Consider the following 19,279-nt stretch of genomic DNA (forward strand, 5'->3'; position numbering starts at 1 on the left):
TTTTAAAGAAGAGTTTCCTTCTTTGTCTATATGTTAAATTTGACACTTGCTAATAAATACTGCAAGTTCAGTTCTACTGTTAAGTTCAAGTTTCTCAAGTATTTTTGTGACATAATCAAATTCAGTATAATAAGACATTATCACAATTCGATCATACGTGGAAACTCTAATAATTTTATGTATTGACAAAAGAACTTTTAGTAATTACAATGGTACTGTAAACGAAAGTACAGTACCAAAGATATTAAATGGAGGAATGTAAGTATATGGAGAAAGATATATATCTAAAAACTTTAAAACTTTTTGCAAGCAAAGGATCTCGATTCACGACCGAAGATTTGGCAAGAGAACTCGGTACGAGTAAACGTACGATTTATTCTTATTTTTCTAGCAAAGATGAAATTATAGAAAAAACGATAGAATTCGTTTTTAGTGAAATCATTACGTCAGATACTGAAATACTTGAAAATAATGAACTTACGCTTCAAGAAAAAATCAAACTTTATTTTAATAATATACCTGATGCATACAATCTCGGATCTATTATTACACATATGGATGATCTTCAACAATATTATCCCTATTTGTGGGAGAAAGTAAATAATCACCTGAATACTATATGGGATGCAGTTATTCAATTGATAGAGCAAGGTATAAAAAATGGGGAGCTTGAAGAAATAGATACCGTTATACTCAAGTTAATGCTAAACGAAACCCTAAAAAAGCTCTTAGACTATGAATTTCTTGACAAGAGTCAGGTCAGCTTTGATTCTGCACTCAAAGCAATGAACAATATTATTTTATATGGCTTAATTAAAAGAGAGGATAATTAAATTATGCATAAAGACAAAATTATTATAATAAATGGGTTAAACAATTTAGTAATGATGATTTCCAAGAGACTATTACATTGCAAGGAGGAAGATTCATGAATATAAAAGAAAAACTTTTAAATGCTACTTTGTATTCTATTAAATTTAAATTAGTAATTGCTGTTGTAATTGTACAATGTTTTAGCTCTTATATTGGTCATGGTGTTAATTTAGCTATGGCACGTGGCAGACACACACTACAAGACATGGGTGTAAATACCTATCTTTTTGATGGTACTATTGGTATGGTCTTATCTACTAGCATAAGCATAATAATATCAGTTTTTATTATAGTTTATTTTTATGATAGGCTAGTCTTAAAAAGACTAAAAAAAGTATTAGCTTTCACAGAAAAACTAGGTGATGGAGATTTATCTGAGGAACTTAACTTTAAAGGCAATGATGACATAAGCAGATTGGGAAAATGTTTAGATAAAGCCACATCAAATATTAAATTACTTGTATCGGATATAATCGATATTTCCAAAACTATTAATACTTCAAGCTATGAATTATTAGCATCTACAAAAGATTCTTATTTAAGTATAAATTCTATTAATTCAACCTCATCTATACTTTCTAAGGATGCTATTAATTTAATAGATACTACCAAAGAAATAAATTTATCCGCCAATGAGATATTAAAAACAACTGATTTACTTTTATCAAAAGTAAAAGCTGGTTTAACTTCATCAATTGAAATGGAAACAAGGGCATCAGAAATGAAACTAAAAGTCTCTCATTCTCTTGAAAAGGCAAATATAATTTATAGCGAAAAGCAAGGAAAAATTCTTAGAGCTATTGAGGCCGGTAAAATAGTAGAAGAAATTAAAATAATGTCTGATACAATAAAAAGTATTTCCGCTCAGACAAATCTTCTTGCATTAAACGCAACTATTGAAGCTTCAAGAGCAGGTGAACAAGGTAAAGGATTTGCGGTTGTTGCTGGGGAGGTAAAAAAACTAGCTGAACAATCCACAGAGGCTACTTCAAATGTAGAAGGCCTAGTTACCCAAGTAAGAGAAGTTTTTAATAACCTTTCAATGGGTTCTCAAGATATTCTAGAGTACATAGATAATAATGTAAAAGCTGATTATGAATTATTACTACAAACAGGTACTCAATATCAAAATGATGCAAAGCTTATAAATAAAATATCTACAGAAGTAACTTCTTCTGCTAAATTGATGAATATATCTATTGAAGAAATTAGTAAAGTAATTGATAAAGTTGTTGAAATATCTGAGGAAAATTCTAACTCTACAGATGAAATTAATGTTAGTTTATCTGAAATAAATTCAATTATGAATGAAGCAAATCAATCAATGGAAAATCAAGTTAATTTAGCTAACAAATTGGGGCAATCTGTAAAGAAATTTACTTTATAATTTATATGGTTAAAGAGAGGTTAAGATCAATATATAGGTGTTAAAACCGATGGACACACTGTTATGTTTTATAAGGTTTATGATGTAGAACTTTCGATGGGAAATGAGGTGATGTAAATGATAAATGTAGTTTCAAAAAATGTAAGCAAACAAAATTCAAAGCTAGCATGGCTATATCTCGTTGTAGGTGGTTTGTTAGAAATTTGTTTTACTTTTGGATTAAAATATTCATGTGGATTTACGAGAATATTTCCAAGCATTGTTGTTATAATTACAATGTTATTAAGTTTTTATTTCTTAACAAGTGCAATGAAAGTTATTCCAGTAGGAACAGCATATGCGGTTTATACGGGTATTGGTTCAGTAGGAACTGTAACCGTTGGTATGATGTTTTTTGGTGATGATGTAAGCATTATGAAAATTTTATTTATTGGATTGCTTGTTGGATCAATTATGGGATTAAAAAGTGTATCCATAGAAAGCAAGGGTGGAATTAGTAAAGAAACTAAAAATGAGAAAACGGTGATAGGTCAATCCAATAATATAAAAGATGAAAAAGCAACAATTAAAAAGGTGGAGAGGTGATAAAATGGAATGGATATTTCTAATTACCGCTGGGTTTTGTGAGGTGGGCATGGTAACTTTTATGAACTTAAGTGAAAATTTTACCCGTTGGAAACCCATTATTGGGTTAGCAATTTTCGGAGCAGTAAGTTTTTACTTATTATCTCTCGCTATAGTTAGCTTACCGCTAGGTGTAGCGTATGCTATATGGACCGGAATCGGTTCTGCAGGAAGTGTAATTGTAGGAATGCTCTTTTTTAAGGAATCACGAGATTTGAAGCGTATTGTTTTTATTTCGTGCATAATTATCAGTGTTGTTGGGCTAAAGTTTGTTACAAATTAATATACAATGATATATACTAGTTAAAAATTATTGCTGCTTTGCCATTTCACCGAATGTATATATTAATTTTAAAATTTTTTAAAAAACATTGACTTAAAGTTAACTTTAAGTTGTAGAATTATATTGAACTTAATAATCGGTTTTTAACATAAACAATATTTTAAATCAATGGAGAATTAAGAATGAGTTTTAATATGTATGTACCAATAATGTTTATTTTCGGATGTGGAAGGCTTAGCGAATTGCATGAGCAGAAACTTTCTGGCAAAAGAGCAAATCCATGTGAAATGACGAATAAGGATGTTGTAGATGTATTAAGAAATTCTTATCGATAAGGAGGATACAAATGGACATTAATGACTTATTGGCACACTTGAATCTAGGTGAAGCGGTTGAGGGTGGTTCCGGAATTACATCGGGTAATGATAGACGTATCTTAGGGAGCATTAAAGTTGACTGCCGACCTGAACGGTCGGTATCATACTCCAGAAGAGGTACGGGAACTGTTTTCTTTGTTGATTGGCAACCGTGTGGATGCAACATTTGCCATGTTCCTCCTTTTTATACGGATTGTGGGAAAAACATCTGTTTGGGTAAGAATGTCTTTATCAATTCAGGTTGTCGTTTTCAGGATCAGGGCGGCATTGTAATTGGCGATGGTGTGCTCATTGGGCACAATGTAATGCTTGCTACACTCAATCATGACATTGATCCGAGAAAACGCAGCACTATGCATCCAGCGCCCATTGTGATTGGTAAAAATGTCTGGATTGGAGCAAATGCCACTGTTGTTCCCGGCGTGAACATAGGTGATGGTGCTGTCATTGCCGCTGGTGCAGTTGTGACTAAGGATGTACCTGCAAATGTTATTGTAGGTGGTGTTCCTGCGAAAATTATCAAGAAAATCGAAACCAGTCAGGAGTAATTCTGTTGGTTTCATCTTATTGCAGATTATATGGCGATAATAGTATTTTGTTCTTAAAAAACTATTGACAAAACTATAGAGAGAATGTATTATCTTATTAAGGACTGAAACGGGTTTCATAACTTATTTCAGAAGATAAGAAGGGAACAAATAAATGAAAAATGATGAAATTATAAAAAAGGATACAACAATTTATGATATAGCAAAAGAAGCTAATGTTTCTCCCGCAACAGTGTCAAGGGTTTTGACAGGTAGTGCTAAAGTAAAGGAAGATAAAAAAGAAAGAGTGTTAGAAATAATAAAATTACATAACTTTCAACCTAATGCAGTAGCAAGAAGTTTGTTTAAAAAAAGATCAATGATGATAGGGGTTATTTTACCTGATATAACCAATCCTTTCTTTTCAACAGTATTTTTAGAAGCTGAGAAAGCTGCTTTAGAATTTGGTTATTCAATGATTTTATGCAATTCTATGGATAGCTCGAAAGTTGAAGCGATACACATAAAATCATTATCAGAAAAGCAAGTTGATGGGGTAATTTTTATGGGTCACAGAGTGAATGCAGTAAAAACAAACATAAACTATGTATTAGATTTACAAAGACTTGCGAGTAAAATACCGTTTGTGATTATAAATGGGAAGATGACGGGAGTAGATAGTTACAAGATTATTACTGATGAAGAAGATGGCATAATTAAGATAGTTGATTATTTAGTGGGGCTTGGACATAAGGATATCGCTATTTTAGGAGGCATAACAAATTCAACTTCAACTTCAATAAAGCACATGGCATATGCAAAAGCCTTAAAAAAGTATGGGATAAAAGTGGACAAAACTTTTATAGTTAACGACGGGTTTTCTATTGAAAGTGGTATCACAGCAATGGAGAAGCTTCTTAAAGGTAAAAAGGTTCCTACAGCAGTTATTGGTATAAATGATTTAGTAGCGATAGGAGCAATTAGGGCTATAAAATCAGCTGGCATCGAGGTACCAAAGAATATTTCAGTGACAGGCTTTGATGGAACATATATCTCAGAACTTGTTAGTCCACAACTTACAACGGTGTACCAAAGTTATGAGGATATTGGCAGAGAAGCTGTAAATACCATAATTGATGTAATTAAAAATAAGGAAACACCTAAAAATAAAATTATTAAAACAAAACTTATAATAAGAAAATCTTGTAGTACAAAACCCTAAGAGAATTAGGGCTTAAAAAATATTTTTATGAAACCGGTTTCCTAATGTATAGAGGATATTTTTAATAACAAAATATAAACAATTGTAAGGAGGTGTATTATAATTATTGATTTATATTAACTTAAATAAAAAAAAGAAAATTGTTACTTCGATTAATATAAATACTTTTATTAATATAAACACTTCCACAATAAAAAAATTATTAATTATTTGTTTAATAATGATGCTAACAGCTACTTCATATGGGTGTAGTAAAGTCTCAAAATCATCTAGTAGTAATGTTACAACTACTTCACTTAACCAGGAGTTAAAGGAGAAAGCTAAAGTTTATAAAAATGAAGAATATCAGAATGGAAAGGTTCCATTGCAAACATATATCAAAATGGAAGGGAAAATTATTCAGACTGACAATAAAAACAAACAAATAGTAACTAAAAGTGATCGTTTTATTTTAGATAATAATGGAACGAAATATCAAATGATTTGTGGAGAAAAAATAACGGTTAAAGTAGGAGATAAAGTTAATGTTTATGGAACGTATTATGGTTTAGTGCAAGTAGACGAAATTGATGTAATTATGAATTAAGGAGTAATTATGAAATTTATTGAAAATACAATTAATAAATCACTGGTGGAGGAGATATTAGCCGCAAAAGATGATATTTTAAAGATGAAAACTATTCCTAGCATCGATTTAAAAGGATATCAGATATATTTAAAGGAAGGTAATCGTAGCGTTTTTGAAACTCAGTATTTTGAGAGAAGAAGGCTATTAAGTGTAATGGGATTATCCATGTTAATTGAAAAAAACAAAAGGGATATTGAATGTTTAGAAAACATTATCTGGCAGGTATGCTCAGAATATACTTGGGCTCTACCAGCTCATCTAACAATTAAGGATAATACTTATGAGAAAAATGCTAGATACTGTATAGACTTATTTTCAGCTGAAACAGCACAGACATTAGCAGAATTTTACGAGTTATATAAAGAATTTTTTTCTACTGAAATTAAAGACAGAATTATATATGAAATTAATAATAGAGTGTTTACACCACTACTAGATAAAAAATGGGACTTTGAAGACAAAGAAAATAATTGGAGTGCAGTTATTGGAAGTTCACTAGGAATGGCAGCTATAAGTATATTAGGAGACAACCCATTAAGGCAAAAGCAGATTTTTCAAAAGGTTGATAGATGTTTAGAAAGTTATTTAAAAGGTTTTAAAAATGATGGGGCTTGCGTAGAAGGAGTTGGCTACTGGGCATACGGATTTGGATACTATTGCTACTTTGCAGAAAAATATAAATTGGCTTTTAAAAACAATAAATACTTAGAAAACCCATTGTTAAAGAGTATTGCTAATTTTCCAGTGGGTATGGAAATTGGAAGGGGTAAATTTGTACAATTCGCAGATTCAACAATTGCTGAGTTACCAACAGGACTTCTATGTTATTGCAAAAAACAATTTTCAGTATCGCTTCCATATACTAAAAATGTAAGTGTACTTGAAGGTAATGAATGTTATAGATGGGCAGAGCTTTCAAGAAATCTAATATGGACAAATAGTAATTTAAATTCGAGGGATACAACGTTTAAAACAAAATATTTTGAAGATGAGCAATGGTTAATAATAAATGAAGAAAATGGATTTTTGTTTGCAGCTAAAGCTGGAAAAAATAATGATTCTCATAATCATAATGATGTAGGTAATTTCGTTTTAGGGTTTAAAGATGAATTGTTCTTAATTGATTTTGGCGCTGGGCAATATACCAAAGATTACTTCGATGATGAAAAAAGATATAATATGTTAGTTAATCGCTCAATGGGTCACTGTGTTCCAATAATTAATGATAGCGAGGAGATTTTTGGGAACTATAAGGCCTCTAATGTAATTATAAATAGATCCAAAGAAAAAGTAACTTTTTCAATGAATTTAGAAAACGTATATCCGCTTATTACTAAGCTGATTAGTTTTAATAGAGAGTTTGATATATATCCTAATAAAAAATTTATAGATATAAAAGATAATATGTTATTTGATGAAGACGGTAACAAAGTTTATCAAAATTTTGTAAGTAAGATTAAACCTATAATTAACAGTAATACTATAAAGTGGATTGGGAGTTGTGGAGCTTTAACATTAGACAATATCAGTGATTTAGACGATGTAGTAGTACTACAAGAAAAAATTACTAATCATTATGGAACTTATGAAACAATATACAGGACATTAATTAGAAAAAGCTTTATTTCAAAAACATATAGTAGTAAGTTAACTTTTTATATAGATACTTAATAATATGGCATCGCAGATGATGATTAACTAGGTAAAAGCTAAAATAGAAACTTGTACTAAACATTACTGTGCAAGATTTTATATATAAATTTAAAATAAATGGGGGAATAATGATGAAAATCAGTAAAAAATTAATGACATTGGTATTAACTACCGCAATTATTGGGACAACACTTGCAGGATGTTCAAGTAAGACTAGTAGTACTCAGAAAAGTAGCAGTGATAAAATACAATTAAGTGTAACCACATGGAATTATGACACCACACCAGAATTTAAGGCTCTATTTGAAGCTTTTCACAAAGCTAACCCTAATATAACAATTAAGCCTATAGATATCGATGCATCTCAGTATGACAATAAGGTAACTACAATGCTTGCAGGAGGAGATTCAACAGATGTATTAACAATGAAAAATACTACTTCTTATTCAGGTTATGCATTCCGTGGACAATTAGAGGATTTAACCACTCATGTAAAACCAGATGTTGCAAATGCTAATTATAAGGGAGCATATGATTATCTTAAAATAGATGGCAAATATTATGCGCAGCCTTATAGAACTGATTTCTTTGTTTTATATTATAACAAAACTATGTTTGATAAAGCAAAAATTGCTTACCCAGAGAATTTAACATGGGATCAATATGCAACACTTGCACAAAAGTTAACAGTAGGTACTGGATCTACTAAACAATATGGCGCATATAATCATACTTGGCGTTCGATTGTTCAAGCGACATCTAGTGCCCAGACTAATTCAGATTTAGTAAGTGGAAAATATGATTTTATGAAACCATATTATGAAACATTTTTGAAAATGCAGAAAAATGGTTCTTCAATGGAGTATGGTACTGCAAAATCAACTAGCAGCACATATGCTTCACAGTTTGAGACAGGAAAAGCTGCTATGCTTCCAATGGGTACATGGTATATGGCAGGTGTCCTAAATTCGAAGAAAAAGGGAGCTACTGATGTTAATTGGGGAATAACTGCAATGCCACAAAATGAATCTAATGGTAAAGTTACAACATTCGGTTCTCCAACAGCATTTGCTATCAATAAAAATTCTAAACAAAAAGAAGCAGCTCAAAAGTTCCTAGATTTTGCAAGTGGCGAAAAGGGAGCTACAGTACTCGCAAGTGTTGGTGTTGTACCAGCTTATAGAACAGATGTTATAAATAAGAGTTATTTTGATTTAAAGGGAATGCCTACAGATGCAATTTCTAAAAAAGCATTTTCACCTGATAAAATTGCCCTTGAAATGCCAGTAAATAAACATTCGGCAGCAATAGACCAAATACTTACTGAAGAACATGATTTGATTATGGTGGGAGGTTCAACTATAGATAAGGCAATAGCAAGTATGTCTAAAAGAGTACTCCAAGAAATAAAAGAGTAGTGTTTTATAGGTAGTGTATAGTTTATTAAATTATACACTACCACTTCTATTAGAATAGAGAGGAGGTCTGTGAGGGTTTTTATAATCTAAGCAGAATGTATATGGATAATAATGTTGAAGTTATACCAATAAATAATAAAAATTTTCCGAGCAAAGGAAATAAACAAAGCAGAAAAAATCTTTTGACAGCTTGGTCATTTATAATACCTAATTTTGCTGGGTTTTTCATATTTACATTAATTCCTATTATAGCATCATTCATTTTAGCATTTATGAAATGGGATTCATTTAATCCACCTAAATTTGTTGGCCTATCAAACTTTACAAAGATGTTCTCAGATGATACTTTTAGAATTTCTCTGTTTAATACATTTTATTACGCAGTGTTTGTTGTTCCATTAAGTTTAATATTTTCGCTGGGGCTTGCAATATTACTCAATAAAAAAATCCGTGGTGTAAAAGTCTTTAGAACAGCAATATTTTTTCCTTATGTTACATCATTGGTTGCAGTTGCAGTTGTTTGGAATATGCTTTTTCACCCAACACTTGGACCGATTAATCAGTTTTTAAGAGCTATTGGAATTTTAAATCCTCCAGGATGGACTTCTAGTGTTAGTTGGGCTATGCCAGCTATCATAATTACAAGTGTATGGAGAGGTATGGGCTATTATATGATTTTATATCTTGCTGGACTTCAAGGTATACCTCAAGAATTATATGAAGCAGCGTCTATTGATGGGGCGAATAAGTGGAAACAATTTTGGAATGTTACAATTCCTATATTACGTCCGACTACCTTTTTCGTTACCATAATGCTTACAATATCTAGTTTTAAAGTTTTTGATTTAATTCAGGTTATGACTAATGGTGGACCGGGAAGGTCTACAAACGTATTGGTATATGAAATTTATAATGAAGCATTTGTAAAATTCAACTTTGGGTATGCTTCTGCAATTTCACTTGTTTTATTTGTAATTGTATTAGGTATCACAATTATTCAGTTTAAATTAGATGATAACAACAATTAAAGTATAAAATAAACATATTTAAGTTTAAGGAGTGATCTCAATTGCTTATGAATCTAAAAAGAAATAAGAAAGGAAATAAGGAGCTACTTACAAAAGGTTTTATATTCGCCTTTTTGTTAATACTATCTTTGTTAATATTAGTGCCATTTTTCTGGATGATTTCATCATCTTTAAAAATTGATAATGAAGTATTCACAGTTCCTATACAATGGTTACCTAATAAAATTCAGTGGATTAACTACAGTAAAATATGGACGGTTATACCATTTGCAACTTTTTATAAAAATACGGTAATTTTAAGTGTAACTATTACTATACTTCAACTTCTTACAAGTAGTTTTGCTGCCTATGGATTTTCTAAACTTCGTTTTCCAGGTAGAGATGCATTATTTCTTGCATATATAGGTACTATTGCAGTTCCTTGGCAGGCATATATGATACCACAATTTATTATGATGAGAAGTATGGGGCTAACAGATAAGTTAGTATCTTTAGTATTGCTACAGGCATTTAGTGCCTTCGGTGTATTCCTCTTAAGACAGTTTTATATGACTATTCCTGACGAATTATGTGAGGCTGCTAGAATTGATGGTCTAAGTGAATATGGAATATTTTTTAGAATAATGTTGCCTTTAAGTAAACCTGCATTAGCCAGTTTAACTATTTTAACTTTTGTAAATACATGGAATGATTATATGGGGCCATTTATTTACTTGTCATCAACAGAAAACAAGACTATTCAGTTAGGACTTAAAATGTTTGTTTCTTTGTATGATGCACAGTATTCATTAATAATGGCAGCATCGGTTGTATCCATTTTACCAATTGCTATAGTGTTTTTGACACTACAAAAATACTTTATTCAAGGAATTGCAACATCAGGAATGAAGGGATAAAATAAGCTCTCGTCTTCATATAACCTAGGTAAATTATGAGGCGAGAGAAACATGGTTAATTTTAATTAGAAAGGAGTGAATAACTTTTGAAGAAAGAAAATTTTATGAATTATAGTGTCTATTCAAGAATATTTGAGGCTGTTTACTATTTCCTCATGATGAATATTTATTTTGCAGTTACCAATGTATTATTTTTAATAGTTGTTGGATTTGTTTCTTTTAATAGTAATCATATTTTGATTTATGCTCTTTCACTTATTCCAACGGGTCCAGCTCTTGTTGCATTAATATCTTGTTTAAATAAATATCATAAAGAAAAGGATTTGAATGTAACAAAAGATTATTTTTCATATTATATTCAATCTTTTAAAAAGACAATTACTGTTTGGTTATTTTCATTAATTATATTAACTATTGTTATCTTAGATTACTTTTTTCTAATGAAGACTAAATATGTTAGTATATTCACTCCTATTCTCTTTATAATATTTAATATAGTTTTAAGTACTACTATTAATTATTTCACTTTTCTTGTGAAAAATAGACACTCTAGCATTAAAGATATATTAAGAATTTCATTTTTCTTTACCTTTAAAAAATTCTATATTGGTTTTGTAAACAACATTGTTGTTTTAAGTATATTGTTTATAACAATACTTAAACCGTTATTATCGGTGATCTTTTTAGTAAGTATATTTGTATATTTAATTTATATAAACAACAATAATTTATATAAAACACCAATAAAAGAGAAATAATTTTAGCAGATGATTAAAAGAAGCAAAAAATAAAAACAATAGGATAGGGCGGGGTAATTTATTATGGAGATTAATTGGAAAAAAGAGGCGTGGAATTTTATTGAAGAGAAAACTATATTAAATAATGATAGAATTGGTGTGAATTTTCCTCATGTAAGTGAAAACAAACACTATAAATTAGAAAACGAACAATGGTGGACAGCGGGTTTTTGGCCAGGAATTTTATGGCAGGTATATCTTAAAAACAAGAATGAAAAATTAAAGATTACTGCAGAAAAATGTGAAATGAAAATGAAACATTTACTTTGTGATACGGAGATTATAGATCATGATTTAGGTTTTATGTGGATACTAACAAGCTTAGCTAATTATAAAATAACAGGAAATAAAGAGTCTAGGCGAAGAGCATTACTTGCAGCTAATCTTTTGATGGGAAGATTTAATATAAAAGGTAACTATATTCGTGCCTGGAATGCTTGGAAGGGAAATAAAGACAATACTGGTGTGGTAATTATTGATTGTATGATGAATTTACCATTGCTTTATTGGGCATCAGAAGAAACAGGAGATCCAAGGTTTAAACATGTTGCAGAGAAGAATGGTGAAATGGTACTAGAAAATTTCATAAGAGCAGATGGTTCAGTGCAGCATATGGTTATTTTTGATTCGGAAACAGGAGAAGTAATTGAAAAGGCTGGAGGACAAGGATTTGATGCAAATAGCGCATGGGCAAGAGGTTGTGCATGGGCAATTTATGGCCTAACACTTTCCTATAAATATACTAAAAATAATGAATTTTTGGAGGCAGCAAAAAAAACAGCACATTATTTTATTGCTAACATGAAAGACGATAAATATCCTGTTTGGGATTTTAGATTGCCAAAGGATGGCGAGATAAAATACAAATATCCTGATTCTTCAGCAGGTGCAATAGCAGCATGTGGCTTACTTCTTTTATCAAAATATGTTTGCGAGTTTGAATCTTCATTATACATGGAGGCTGGGGAAAAGATGCTGAAGAATCTATATTATGAATGCGCAACAAATGATGATATAGAGGAGGAAGGTTTAATTAAGCATGCTACTGGACATTTTCCAGAACAGAAAAACTTAGATGTACCAATAATTTATGGAGATTACTTTTTTACGGAAGGTATAGCCATGCTAAATGGAGAAAAAATGTTATTTTGGTAATAACTAAAATTAATAATAAAAAATATTTCTTAATCAAGGGGTTGAATGCATGAGTAAAATAAATATGTATAATGAAAATATTAAACATAATCCACTTAAAACTAAAGAGGATCTTAGAAAAGCGTTATATGATATATGTAATCCTCTTATACCATTACTAAAGGAGCAAAAACCTGGACATTTATGTTTGGGTACTAGTGGATCGGTTTATGATGAAAATGCAAGAGAAGTCGAGGCTTTTTTAAGACCTTTATGGGGAATAGGACCTCTTGTTACAACTAAGTCTGAAGAGGGTACAAAGTTATCAAAATATTTTGTAAAAGGTTTAATAGAAGGAACTGATCCTAAAAGCAAATCTTACTTTGGAAAAGTTCATGACTATGATCAGTTATTAGTTGAAATGGCCTCAGTTTCTTTATCTTTAATTTTGGCTAAGGACACCTTTTGGGATGTTTTAAATAAAGATCAACAAGATAATTTATATAATTGGTTGATCCAAATTAATGATCACGTAATTCCTAAGACAAATTGGTTATTCTTTAGAGTGCTTGTAAATATTGCAATGAAAAAATGTGGGAGAGAGTGGTCGAAACAATCAGTTTCAGATGACCTTGATAGTATAGATTCTTATTATTTAGATGATGGTTGGTATTTTGATGGATATGAGACTCAAATTGATTATTATATTCCTTTTGCTATGCATTTTTATGGCTTGATTTATGCTAAAACGATGGAGACTGAAGATCCCAAAAGATCACTTTTATATAAAGAACGTGCAAGTGTTTTTGCACAGGAGTATAAAGAATGGTTTTCAGCAGCTGGACCATCTATACCGTTTGGGAGAAGTTTAACTTATAGGTTTGCCCAATCAGCTTTCTGGTCTGCTTTAGCTTATGCAGATGTAGAAGCCTTGAACTGGGGAGTTATAAAAGGGATTGTTATGAGAAATTTAAGGTACTGGTTTAGAAGTGATATCTTCTCTTTAGATGGTCTTTTGACTATAGGTTATGGGTATCAGAATTTAAACATGGCAGAAGGTTATAATGCACCAGGTTCACCTTATTGGGCGTTAAAAACATTTTTAGTTTTAGCAATTCCGGGTGGTCATGCATTTTGGACATCTGAGGAGGAAGATTTAGTTTTTACACAAAAGAGTGTGCAACCTAGTCCAAGAATGATAGTTTGTCACGATAAATCTGGTAGTGAAGTCCAAGCATTTACTTCTGGTCAGCATTCAAGTGAGCATGCTCATGGAGATGCTAAGTATGAAAAATTTGTATACTCAACAACATTCGGTTTTAGTGTACCTAAAGGTGGATTATCATTAAAGCAAGGGGCCTTTGATAGTTGCTTAGCCTTAGCTGAGTGTGATGGACATTATAGATCACGTTTTGGCTGTGAAAGTTATAAAATAAATCAAGATTACATTGAATCAGTTTGGAAACCTTGGAATGATGTTGAAATAAAAACTTTTATTGTTCCTTTAACCCCATGGCATATTAGAATACATGTTATTAATACTAATCGTATATTAGATACTGCAGAGGGTGCTTTTTCTGCGCCGGCAGGGGTTGGCACGTCATATTGTTTTAAGGATAAGATATTTTATAAGTTCGGTAACAAAGTTACTGGTATTGTTGATTATAATGGAAATCGAAAGGTCGAAATAATTACACCTGAACCAAACACAAACCTCCTATATCCGCGTACAGTTATACCAACATTAACAAGTAGAATTAGTAGAGGAAAACATATTTTAGTTTCTGCTATTATTGGTGATGTAAATGCTAAAAATGATTTTAAATGTGATGAAAATCCTATTGTAAAGATTAAAGAAAATTGCATTACTATCTTGTTTAATGGAAAAGAAATAGTGTTATAAGGAGAATAATTATGGATGGAACAAATATAAATGAGTTAAAAATAGAGATAAGAGATAAATTCAATGATACCATAAGTGAAATAACTGGAAATGAGGCAGTTTCAATTGTTTATGCACAAAATTATAAAGTAGGTGATAAAATTTGTTTTGCGAACTCATCTGAAAATAAATATCTGATTATTAAAATAGACGATGAATTAGATGAGGCTTTAATATATTTAACTTCAAATACATTGGAATTTCAGATACCATTTGGTGAGGATGCTAAGGCATATTCTGAGAATACCTTTAATGGTATAGAACATAATATTAGTGCACGTATAGCTAAAAATGAGGAGATATACTCATATAGGGACATAGCGAAAAATGTAATTGATCAGCGTGGGGATACAACATATTACCCTCATTCAACAGCCAATGTAGAGACAAGAAATGAAGCAGTATTCGCAGCCAGGAATGTAATTGATGGACAAATATCTAATAAGGGACATGGTATCTGGCCTTATGAGTCTTGGGGAACTTGGCAAAGAGAAGATGCGCAAATCATGGTTAACTTTGGGAGAGAAGTAGAGGTGGATAAAATAGCTTTGTACTTAAGATCTGATTTTCCACATGATACTTATTGGAAGTCTTTGAAAATAGAATTTTCAGATGGTACAAGCGAAATAGTAGAAACAATAAAAACTAGTGATGCTCAGTATATAAGGTTTAATAAAAAGACTATAAGATGGATTAAATTACTGAATTTTAGAAAGTCTGATGAACTAACTGACTTTGCAGCATTAACGGAAGTTTGTGTATATGGTAATGATATTCAAAAAAGACAGAGAAGATTATAATCTCTGTCTTGGTTTTATTTATTCTGTTAATCCAGCACTTATAAGTCTCTTTTTAATTTGAGGTCCAATCAATAATGCAATTACCATTTTTACTATGTCTCCAGGAATAAATGGAAGAACTCCAACTGCTAAGGATGCATTAAATGTCATATTCAACTGATAGGCTAGCCATGCTGTTCCAAATATATATGTAACAATTGTACCAAGGATCATTCCTAGGAAACACATATAAATTTTAGTTGAAAATTTGTCAATGAAAAATCCACTAATAAATGCCATAAAAATAAATCCGATTAGATATCCACCTGTTGGTCCAAATAATTTAGTAAATCCTCCAGAAAATCCTGAAAAGACGGGTAGTCCTACAAGGCCTATGAAAAGATAAACTATATAACTAAGGGTTCCTCTTTTTTGACCTAGTACATATACTGAAAAATAAATTGCAAGATTAGTTAATGAAATTGGCACTATTCCAATAGGCAGTGATAGAGGTCCTAATATACAAATAACCGCCGCCATAACCCCAATCAATGTTAAGTGATGAATATTAATTTTCTTTGCATTTTCCATAACTTCAGTCTCCTTCTATTTTTGAATATCAAAACCAAGCGCTGTAAGCATAATTTTATCTTGATCAGTATTATTTCCTACAGTAGTTAACATATCACCAGTAAGTGTTGCATTGGCACCAGATAGGAAGAGTTTTGAGCCTCCATCTGCAAAATAAGTTCTGCCGGCTGCCATACGAATATAAGAAGTTGGATTTAAGTAACGAAAAATTGCTATTGTCCTTAAAATGTCGACCTCAGAAATCCTTTCTAAATTGCCAAATGGAGTACCTTTTATTGGCATTAATACATTGATTGGAATTGATATAATTCCAAGTTCTGATAAACTAATAGCCATATCAATTCTATCTTCCCATGTTTCGCCCATTCCTATAATTCCACCTGAACAAACTTTAAGTCCTGATTTCTGAGCAAGTTTAATTTCTTTGATTTTGTCTTCATATGAATGAGTAGTGCAGATATTATGAAAGTTTTTTTTAGAAGTTTCAATATTTTCATGATACATTGTAACGCCAGCTTCTTTTAAGCGTATAAATTCTTCTCCTGTCAAAAAACCATGGGATGCACACAAGTTAATTTTACATTCTTCATGCATCTTTTTATAGGCTTCTATTGCTTTATCAAAATCGGGTCCAGTCAAGGACCTTCCGGCTGTAACAATAGAGTAGCGATGTACGCCATTTGCCTCATTTTTTTTACAATCTTCTAATATTACATCTGGGTTTAAAAAATCATATTCTTTAATGCTTGTATTATGATGAGCAGACTGAGCACAGAATTTACAGTTTTCACTACATTTTCCGCTACGTCCATTAATAATTGTACAAAGATCTACTTTTTTTCCACATAATTTTTCACGAATGATATTAGCTCCTGAGCAAAGTTCTTTTAAATCTGTTGTTAATAAAAATTCCAAATTATCATTTCTTTTTAAACGCTTTCCAGTAATAATTTCTTTAGCTAGCTTTTCCATACAAGTTTACCCCCATAATTTTAAAAATAAATTTAAATTTAGTATAAAATTTATTCTGTGAAATGTCAACCTATATTTTAAAACGGGTTTACAATTGCTTTGGGGATATAAAGATACTTAACGACATTTCAGAAGTTATAAGTGACTTAACTATTTTTTAAGTATTGCAAAACAAGCAAAAAACTATATTGACATTATATAATTATGTTGTTACAATATGTTAAAGAGTGATGACTAAGGTCACACGAAGGGGTACACCACCACGGGTGTAGTTCTTTGTGTGACCTTTTTTGTTGTATATAAATTTCGGGGGGTGGAATTATGATATACATAAATGGCAATGAAATAAGCAATGCAAATAATTTGAGGTTATCTGATTATCTAGTACGAGAAGGATATAAAATTTCTTGTGTTGCAGTTGAATGCAACGGCTTTATTGTGCCAAAAACTCAATATGAAGAAAAAATATTAACTGATTGTGATGTTATTGAAGTTGTAAGTTTTGTAGGAGGCGGCTGATTTGAATATAAAAATTAATGGTAAACCAGTAACAACTAATTGTTTAACTCTTCATGATTTGCGTTTAGAGCATTATGATTATGAAAAAAATATAATAACTATTTTGAATGGATTTCAAACTTTTGATGATTATAAACTTAGTGAAAATGATGAAGTAAGCTTTATTGAAAAAGGCAAAATGCCATCAAAAGATGAATTCGAAAGCTTGATGTGCGCAAGACATACTCCACATGTATTTGAAAAAGTCAAAGCTGCAAAGGTTGCAATTGCTGGTCTTGGAGGTCTTGGATCTAATATAGCAGTAAGTTTAGCAAGAACAGGAGTAGGTCATTTACATTTAATTGATTTTGATATTGTAGAACCTAGCAACTTAAATCGTCAGCAATATAAAATTAAACATCTTGGACTATATAAAACAGAATCATTAAAAAATGAAATTTACGAAATAAATCCATTTATTAAAGTAACTGTTGATACTGTTTTAGTTACACGAGAAAATGTTCAAACATTATTTGAAAATGATGACATTATTTGTGAAGCTTTTGATAATCCAAAAGCTAAGGCCCTACTTGTAAATACTATTCTTGAATGTTATCCGTTAAAGAAAATTGTAGCAGCCTCAGGAATGGCAGGGTATGAAAGCAGTAATACAATAATAACAAAAAAAATAGCAAATAATTTTTATTTGTGCGGTGATGGAAAAAATGGGGCTATGGTAGGGCGAGGGCTAATGGCTCCACGTGTAACTATTTGCGCAGGTCATCAGTCAAATATGGTTTTAAGATTAATACTCGGAATAGAAGAAATATAAATTTAACAGTAAGAAAATAAAGGAGAAGAAAACATGGAAAATAATACTGATAAACTTATTATAGGTGGACATGAATTTAGTTCACGATTTATATTAGGATCTGGAAAATATTCACTAGATCTAATAAATGCAGCGGTTGAAAATGCTGGTGCACAGATTATTACTTTAGCATTACGTCGTGCTAATTTGGGTGGTAGCGCTAATATTTTAGATTATATACCTAAAAATGTTACATTACTTCCAAATACATCAGGGGCTCGTAATGCGCAGGAAGCAGTTCGTATTGCGCATCTAGCTCGCGAGATTGGATGCGGAGATTTTATTAAAGTTGAAGTTATTCGTGATTCAAAATATTTGCTGCCAGATAATTATGAAACATTAAAAGCTACTGAAATTCTTGCAAAAGAAGGATTTATAGTAATGCCTTATATGTATCCAGATTTAAATGTTGCAAGAGATATGGTAAATGCAGGAGCTGCAGCTATTATGCCACTTGCTGCACCTATTGGATCAAACAAAGGATTGTGTACACGTGATTTTATTAAAATTTTGGTTGATGAAATTGAACTTCCAATTATTGTAGATGCAGGAATTGGACGACCTTCTCAGGCTTGTGAGGCTATGGAAATGGGAGCTAGCGCTATTATGGTTAATACTGCAATTGCCTCGGCCGGTAATATTCCAGCTATGGCAAATGCTTTCAAGAAGGCAATAGAAGCAGGAAGAAGCGCATATCTTTCAGGGCTTGGTAGTGTAATTTATAATGGTGCCTGCGCTTCATCACCATTAACTGGATTTGTTGAAGATTAAGGAGGGGA

The 19,279-nt window shown here is 31.2% G+C and carries 20 protein-coding genes and 1 pseudogene; 19 read left to right on the plus strand and 2 right to left on the minus strand.

Annotation, left to right across the window (positions count from 1 at the left end):
* Nucleotides 1–248 precede the first annotated feature (248 nt).
* From KPL44_RS08540 to KPL44_RS08615, 16 genes and pseudogenes are all read left to right on the plus strand, one after another.
* The gene (locus KPL44_RS08540) at nt 249–833 is read left to right on the plus strand and encodes a TetR/AcrR family transcriptional regulator (protein WP_216248741.1); all 585 of its coding nucleotides are present in this window, start codon (nt 249–251) and stop codon (nt 831–833) included.
* A gap of 95 nt (nt 834–928) precedes the next feature.
* Nucleotides 929–2,260 (plus strand): methyl-accepting chemotaxis protein, encoded by a 1,332-nt coding sequence (locus KPL44_RS08545; RefSeq protein WP_216248743.1) that lies wholly within the window; start codon nt 929–931, stop codon nt 2,258–2,260.
* A 117-nt stretch (nt 2,261–2,377) separates the two neighbouring features.
* Nucleotides 2,378–2,845, plus strand: a complete 468-nt coding sequence (locus tag KPL44_RS08550; RefSeq protein WP_216248745.1) for a DMT family transporter — start codon at nt 2,378–2,380, stop codon at nt 2,843–2,845.
* Complete coding sequence (locus KPL44_RS08555) at nt 2,811–3,167, plus strand: DMT family transporter (RefSeq protein WP_253201678.1); 357 nt, start codon at nt 2,811–2,813, stop codon at nt 3,165–3,167. Before KPL44_RS08550 ends, KPL44_RS08555 begins: the two co-directional genes overlap by 35 nt.
* A 182-nt stretch (nt 3,168–3,349) precedes the next feature.
* Nucleotides 3,350–3,502, plus strand: a complete 153-nt coding sequence (locus KPL44_RS08560) for a hypothetical protein (RefSeq protein ID WP_216248749.1) — start codon at nt 3,350–3,352, stop codon at nt 3,500–3,502.
* A gap of 419 nt (nt 3,503–3,921) precedes the next feature.
* Nucleotides 3,922–4,071: pseudogene (locus KPL44_RS26185) on the plus strand (DapH/DapD/GlmU-related protein); the annotation flags it as partial.
* A 175-nt stretch (nt 4,072–4,246) separates the two neighbouring features.
* Nucleotides 4,247–5,293, plus strand: a complete 1,047-nt coding sequence (locus KPL44_RS08570; protein ID WP_216248751.1) for a LacI family DNA-binding transcriptional regulator — start codon at nt 4,247–4,249, stop codon at nt 5,291–5,293.
* Nucleotides 5,294–5,399: 106 nt separating this feature from the next.
* The gene (locus KPL44_RS08575; protein ID WP_216248753.1) at nt 5,400–5,879 is read left to right on the plus strand and encodes a hypothetical protein; all 480 of its coding nucleotides are present in this window, start codon (nt 5,400–5,402) and stop codon (nt 5,877–5,879) included.
* Between the two features lie 9 nt (nt 5,880–5,888).
* Nucleotides 5,889–7,592, plus strand: coding sequence for a heparinase II/III family protein (locus tag KPL44_RS08580; RefSeq protein ID WP_216248755.1), 1,704 nt, complete (start codon nt 5,889–5,891; stop codon nt 7,590–7,592).
* A gap of 113 nt (nt 7,593–7,705) precedes the next feature.
* Nucleotides 7,706–8,992 carry an ABC transporter substrate-binding protein gene (locus tag KPL44_RS08585; protein WP_216248756.1) on the plus strand — a complete coding sequence of 429 codons (1,287 nt, stop codon included), beginning with the start codon at nt 7,706–7,708 and terminating at the stop codon, nt 8,990–8,992.
* Between the two features lie 101 nt (nt 8,993–9,093).
* Entirely contained in the window at nt 9,094–10,020 is a 927-nt protein-coding gene (locus tag KPL44_RS08590; protein WP_216127266.1) for a carbohydrate ABC transporter permease, read from the plus strand.
* A gap of 47 nt (nt 10,021–10,067) precedes the next feature.
* Nucleotides 10,068–10,916, plus strand: a complete 849-nt coding sequence (locus KPL44_RS08595) for a carbohydrate ABC transporter permease (RefSeq protein ID WP_216249021.1) — start codon at nt 10,068–10,070, stop codon at nt 10,914–10,916.
* An 86-nt stretch (nt 10,917–11,002) separates the two neighbouring features.
* The gene (locus tag KPL44_RS08600; protein WP_216248759.1) at nt 11,003–11,674 is read left to right on the plus strand and encodes a DUF624 domain-containing protein; all 672 of its coding nucleotides are present in this window, start codon (nt 11,003–11,005) and stop codon (nt 11,672–11,674) included.
* Between the two features lie 63 nt (nt 11,675–11,737).
* On the plus strand, nt 11,738–12,868 hold the full coding sequence (locus KPL44_RS08605; protein WP_216248761.1) for a glycoside hydrolase family 88 protein: 1,131 nt from the start codon (nt 11,738–11,740) through the stop codon (nt 12,866–12,868).
* 49 nt (nt 12,869–12,917) lie between these two features.
* Nucleotides 12,918–14,750 (plus strand): DUF2264 domain-containing protein, encoded by a 1,833-nt coding sequence (locus tag KPL44_RS08610; protein ID WP_253201679.1) that lies wholly within the window; start codon nt 12,918–12,920, stop codon nt 14,748–14,750.
* Nucleotides 14,751–14,761: 11 nt separating this feature from the next.
* Nucleotides 14,762–15,589 carry a discoidin domain-containing protein gene (locus KPL44_RS08615; RefSeq protein WP_216248763.1) on the plus strand — a complete coding sequence of 276 codons (828 nt, stop codon included), beginning with the start codon at nt 14,762–14,764 and terminating at the stop codon, nt 15,587–15,589.
* A gap of 18 nt (nt 15,590–15,607) precedes the next feature.
* On the opposite strand, the gene KPL44_RS08620 is transcribed toward KPL44_RS08615, so the two are convergent.
* Together KPL44_RS08620 and bioB are read right to left on the minus strand one after the other, a co-directional pair.
* A complete protein-coding gene (locus tag KPL44_RS08620; RefSeq protein WP_216248766.1) occupies nt 15,608–16,159 on the minus strand; it encodes a biotin transporter BioY in 552 nt (183 codons plus the stop codon).
* Between the two features lie 15 nt (nt 16,160–16,174).
* Nucleotides 16,175–17,131, minus strand: coding sequence for a biotin synthase BioB (gene bioB / locus KPL44_RS08625; RefSeq protein WP_216248768.1), 957 nt, complete (start codon nt 17,129–17,131; stop codon nt 16,175–16,177).
* 321 nt (nt 17,132–17,452) lie between these two features.
* Here bioB and thiS point away from each other — a divergent pair, with 321 nt between their 5' ends.
* Genes thiS through KPL44_RS08640 form a run of 3 tightly spaced genes read left to right on the plus strand, consistent with a single transcriptional unit; the run spans nt 17,453 to nt 19,271 of the window.
* Nucleotides 17,453–17,650: a sulfur carrier protein ThiS gene (gene thiS / locus KPL44_RS08630; RefSeq protein ID WP_216102883.1), complete on the plus strand. Its 198-nt coding sequence runs from the start codon at nt 17,453–17,455 to the stop codon at nt 17,648–17,650.
* A 1-nt stretch (nt 17,651) separates the two neighbouring features.
* Nucleotides 17,652–18,461 (plus strand): sulfur carrier protein ThiS adenylyltransferase ThiF, encoded by an 810-nt coding sequence (gene thiF / locus KPL44_RS08635; protein ID WP_216248769.1) that lies wholly within the window; start codon nt 17,652–17,654, stop codon nt 18,459–18,461.
* A 33-nt stretch (nt 18,462–18,494) separates the two neighbouring features.
* On the plus strand, nt 18,495–19,271 hold the full coding sequence (locus tag KPL44_RS08640) for a thiazole synthase (RefSeq protein WP_216248770.1): 777 nt from the start codon (nt 18,495–18,497) through the stop codon (nt 19,269–19,271).
* The last annotated feature ends 8 nt before the right edge of the window (nt 19,272–19,279 follow it).

The organism is Clostridium sp. DSM 17811 (genome assembly GCF_018861905.1).
Classification (GTDB): Bacteria; Bacillota; Clostridia; order Clostridiales; family Clostridiaceae; genus Clostridium_AD; species Clostridium_AD frigoriphilum.

Excerpts from the sequence above, each read along its gene's own strand:
- KPL44_RS08540 (WP_216248741.1), top strand. The coding sequence starts at position 249 with ATGGAGGAATGTAAGTATATGGAGAAAGATATATATCTAAAAACTTTA.
- KPL44_RS08545 (WP_216248743.1), top strand. The coding sequence starts at position 929 with ATGAATATAAAAGAAAAACTTTTAAATGCTACTTTGTATTCTATTAAA.
- KPL44_RS08550 (WP_216248745.1), top strand. The coding sequence starts at position 2,378 with ATGATAAATGTAGTTTCAAAAAATGTAAGCAAACAAAATTCAAAGCTA.
- KPL44_RS08555 (WP_253201678.1), top strand. The coding sequence starts at position 2,811 with ATGAAAAAGCAACAATTAAAAAGGTGGAGAGGTGATAAAATGGAATGG.
- KPL44_RS08560 (WP_216248749.1), top strand. The coding sequence starts at position 3,350 with ATGAGTTTTAATATGTATGTACCAATAATGTTTATTTTCGGATGTGGA.
- KPL44_RS08570 (WP_216248751.1), top strand. The coding sequence starts at position 4,247 with ATGAAAAATGATGAAATTATAAAAAAGGATACAACAATTTATGATATA.
- KPL44_RS08580 (WP_216248755.1), top strand. The coding sequence starts at position 5,889 with ATGAAATTTATTGAAAATACAATTAATAAATCACTGGTGGAGGAGATA.
- KPL44_RS08585 (WP_216248756.1), top strand. The coding sequence starts at position 7,706 with ATGAAAATCAGTAAAAAATTAATGACATTGGTATTAACTACCGCAATT.
- KPL44_RS08590 (WP_216127266.1), top strand. The coding sequence starts at position 9,094 with ATGGATAATAATGTTGAAGTTATACCAATAAATAATAAAAATTTTCCG.
- KPL44_RS08595 (WP_216249021.1), top strand. The coding sequence starts at position 10,068 with ATGAATCTAAAAAGAAATAAGAAAGGAAATAAGGAGCTACTTACAAAA.
- KPL44_RS08605 (WP_216248761.1), top strand. The coding sequence starts at position 11,738 with ATGGAGATTAATTGGAAAAAAGAGGCGTGGAATTTTATTGAAGAGAAA.
- KPL44_RS08610 (WP_253201679.1), top strand. The coding sequence starts at position 12,918 with ATGAGTAAAATAAATATGTATAATGAAAATATTAAACATAATCCACTT.
- KPL44_RS08615 (WP_216248763.1), top strand. The coding sequence starts at position 14,762 with ATGGATGGAACAAATATAAATGAGTTAAAAATAGAGATAAGAGATAAA.
- KPL44_RS08620 (WP_216248766.1), bottom strand. The coding sequence starts at position 16,159 with ATGGAAAATGCAAAGAAAATTAATATTCATCACTTAACATTGATTGGG.
- bioB (WP_216248768.1), bottom strand. The coding sequence starts at position 17,131 with ATGGAAAAGCTAGCTAAAGAAATTATTACTGGAAAGCGTTTAAAAAGA.
- thiS (WP_216102883.1), top strand. The coding sequence starts at position 17,453 with ATGATATACATAAATGGCAATGAAATAAGCAATGCAAATAATTTGAGG.
- KPL44_RS08640 (WP_216248770.1), top strand. The coding sequence starts at position 18,495 with ATGGAAAATAATACTGATAAACTTATTATAGGTGGACATGAATTTAGT.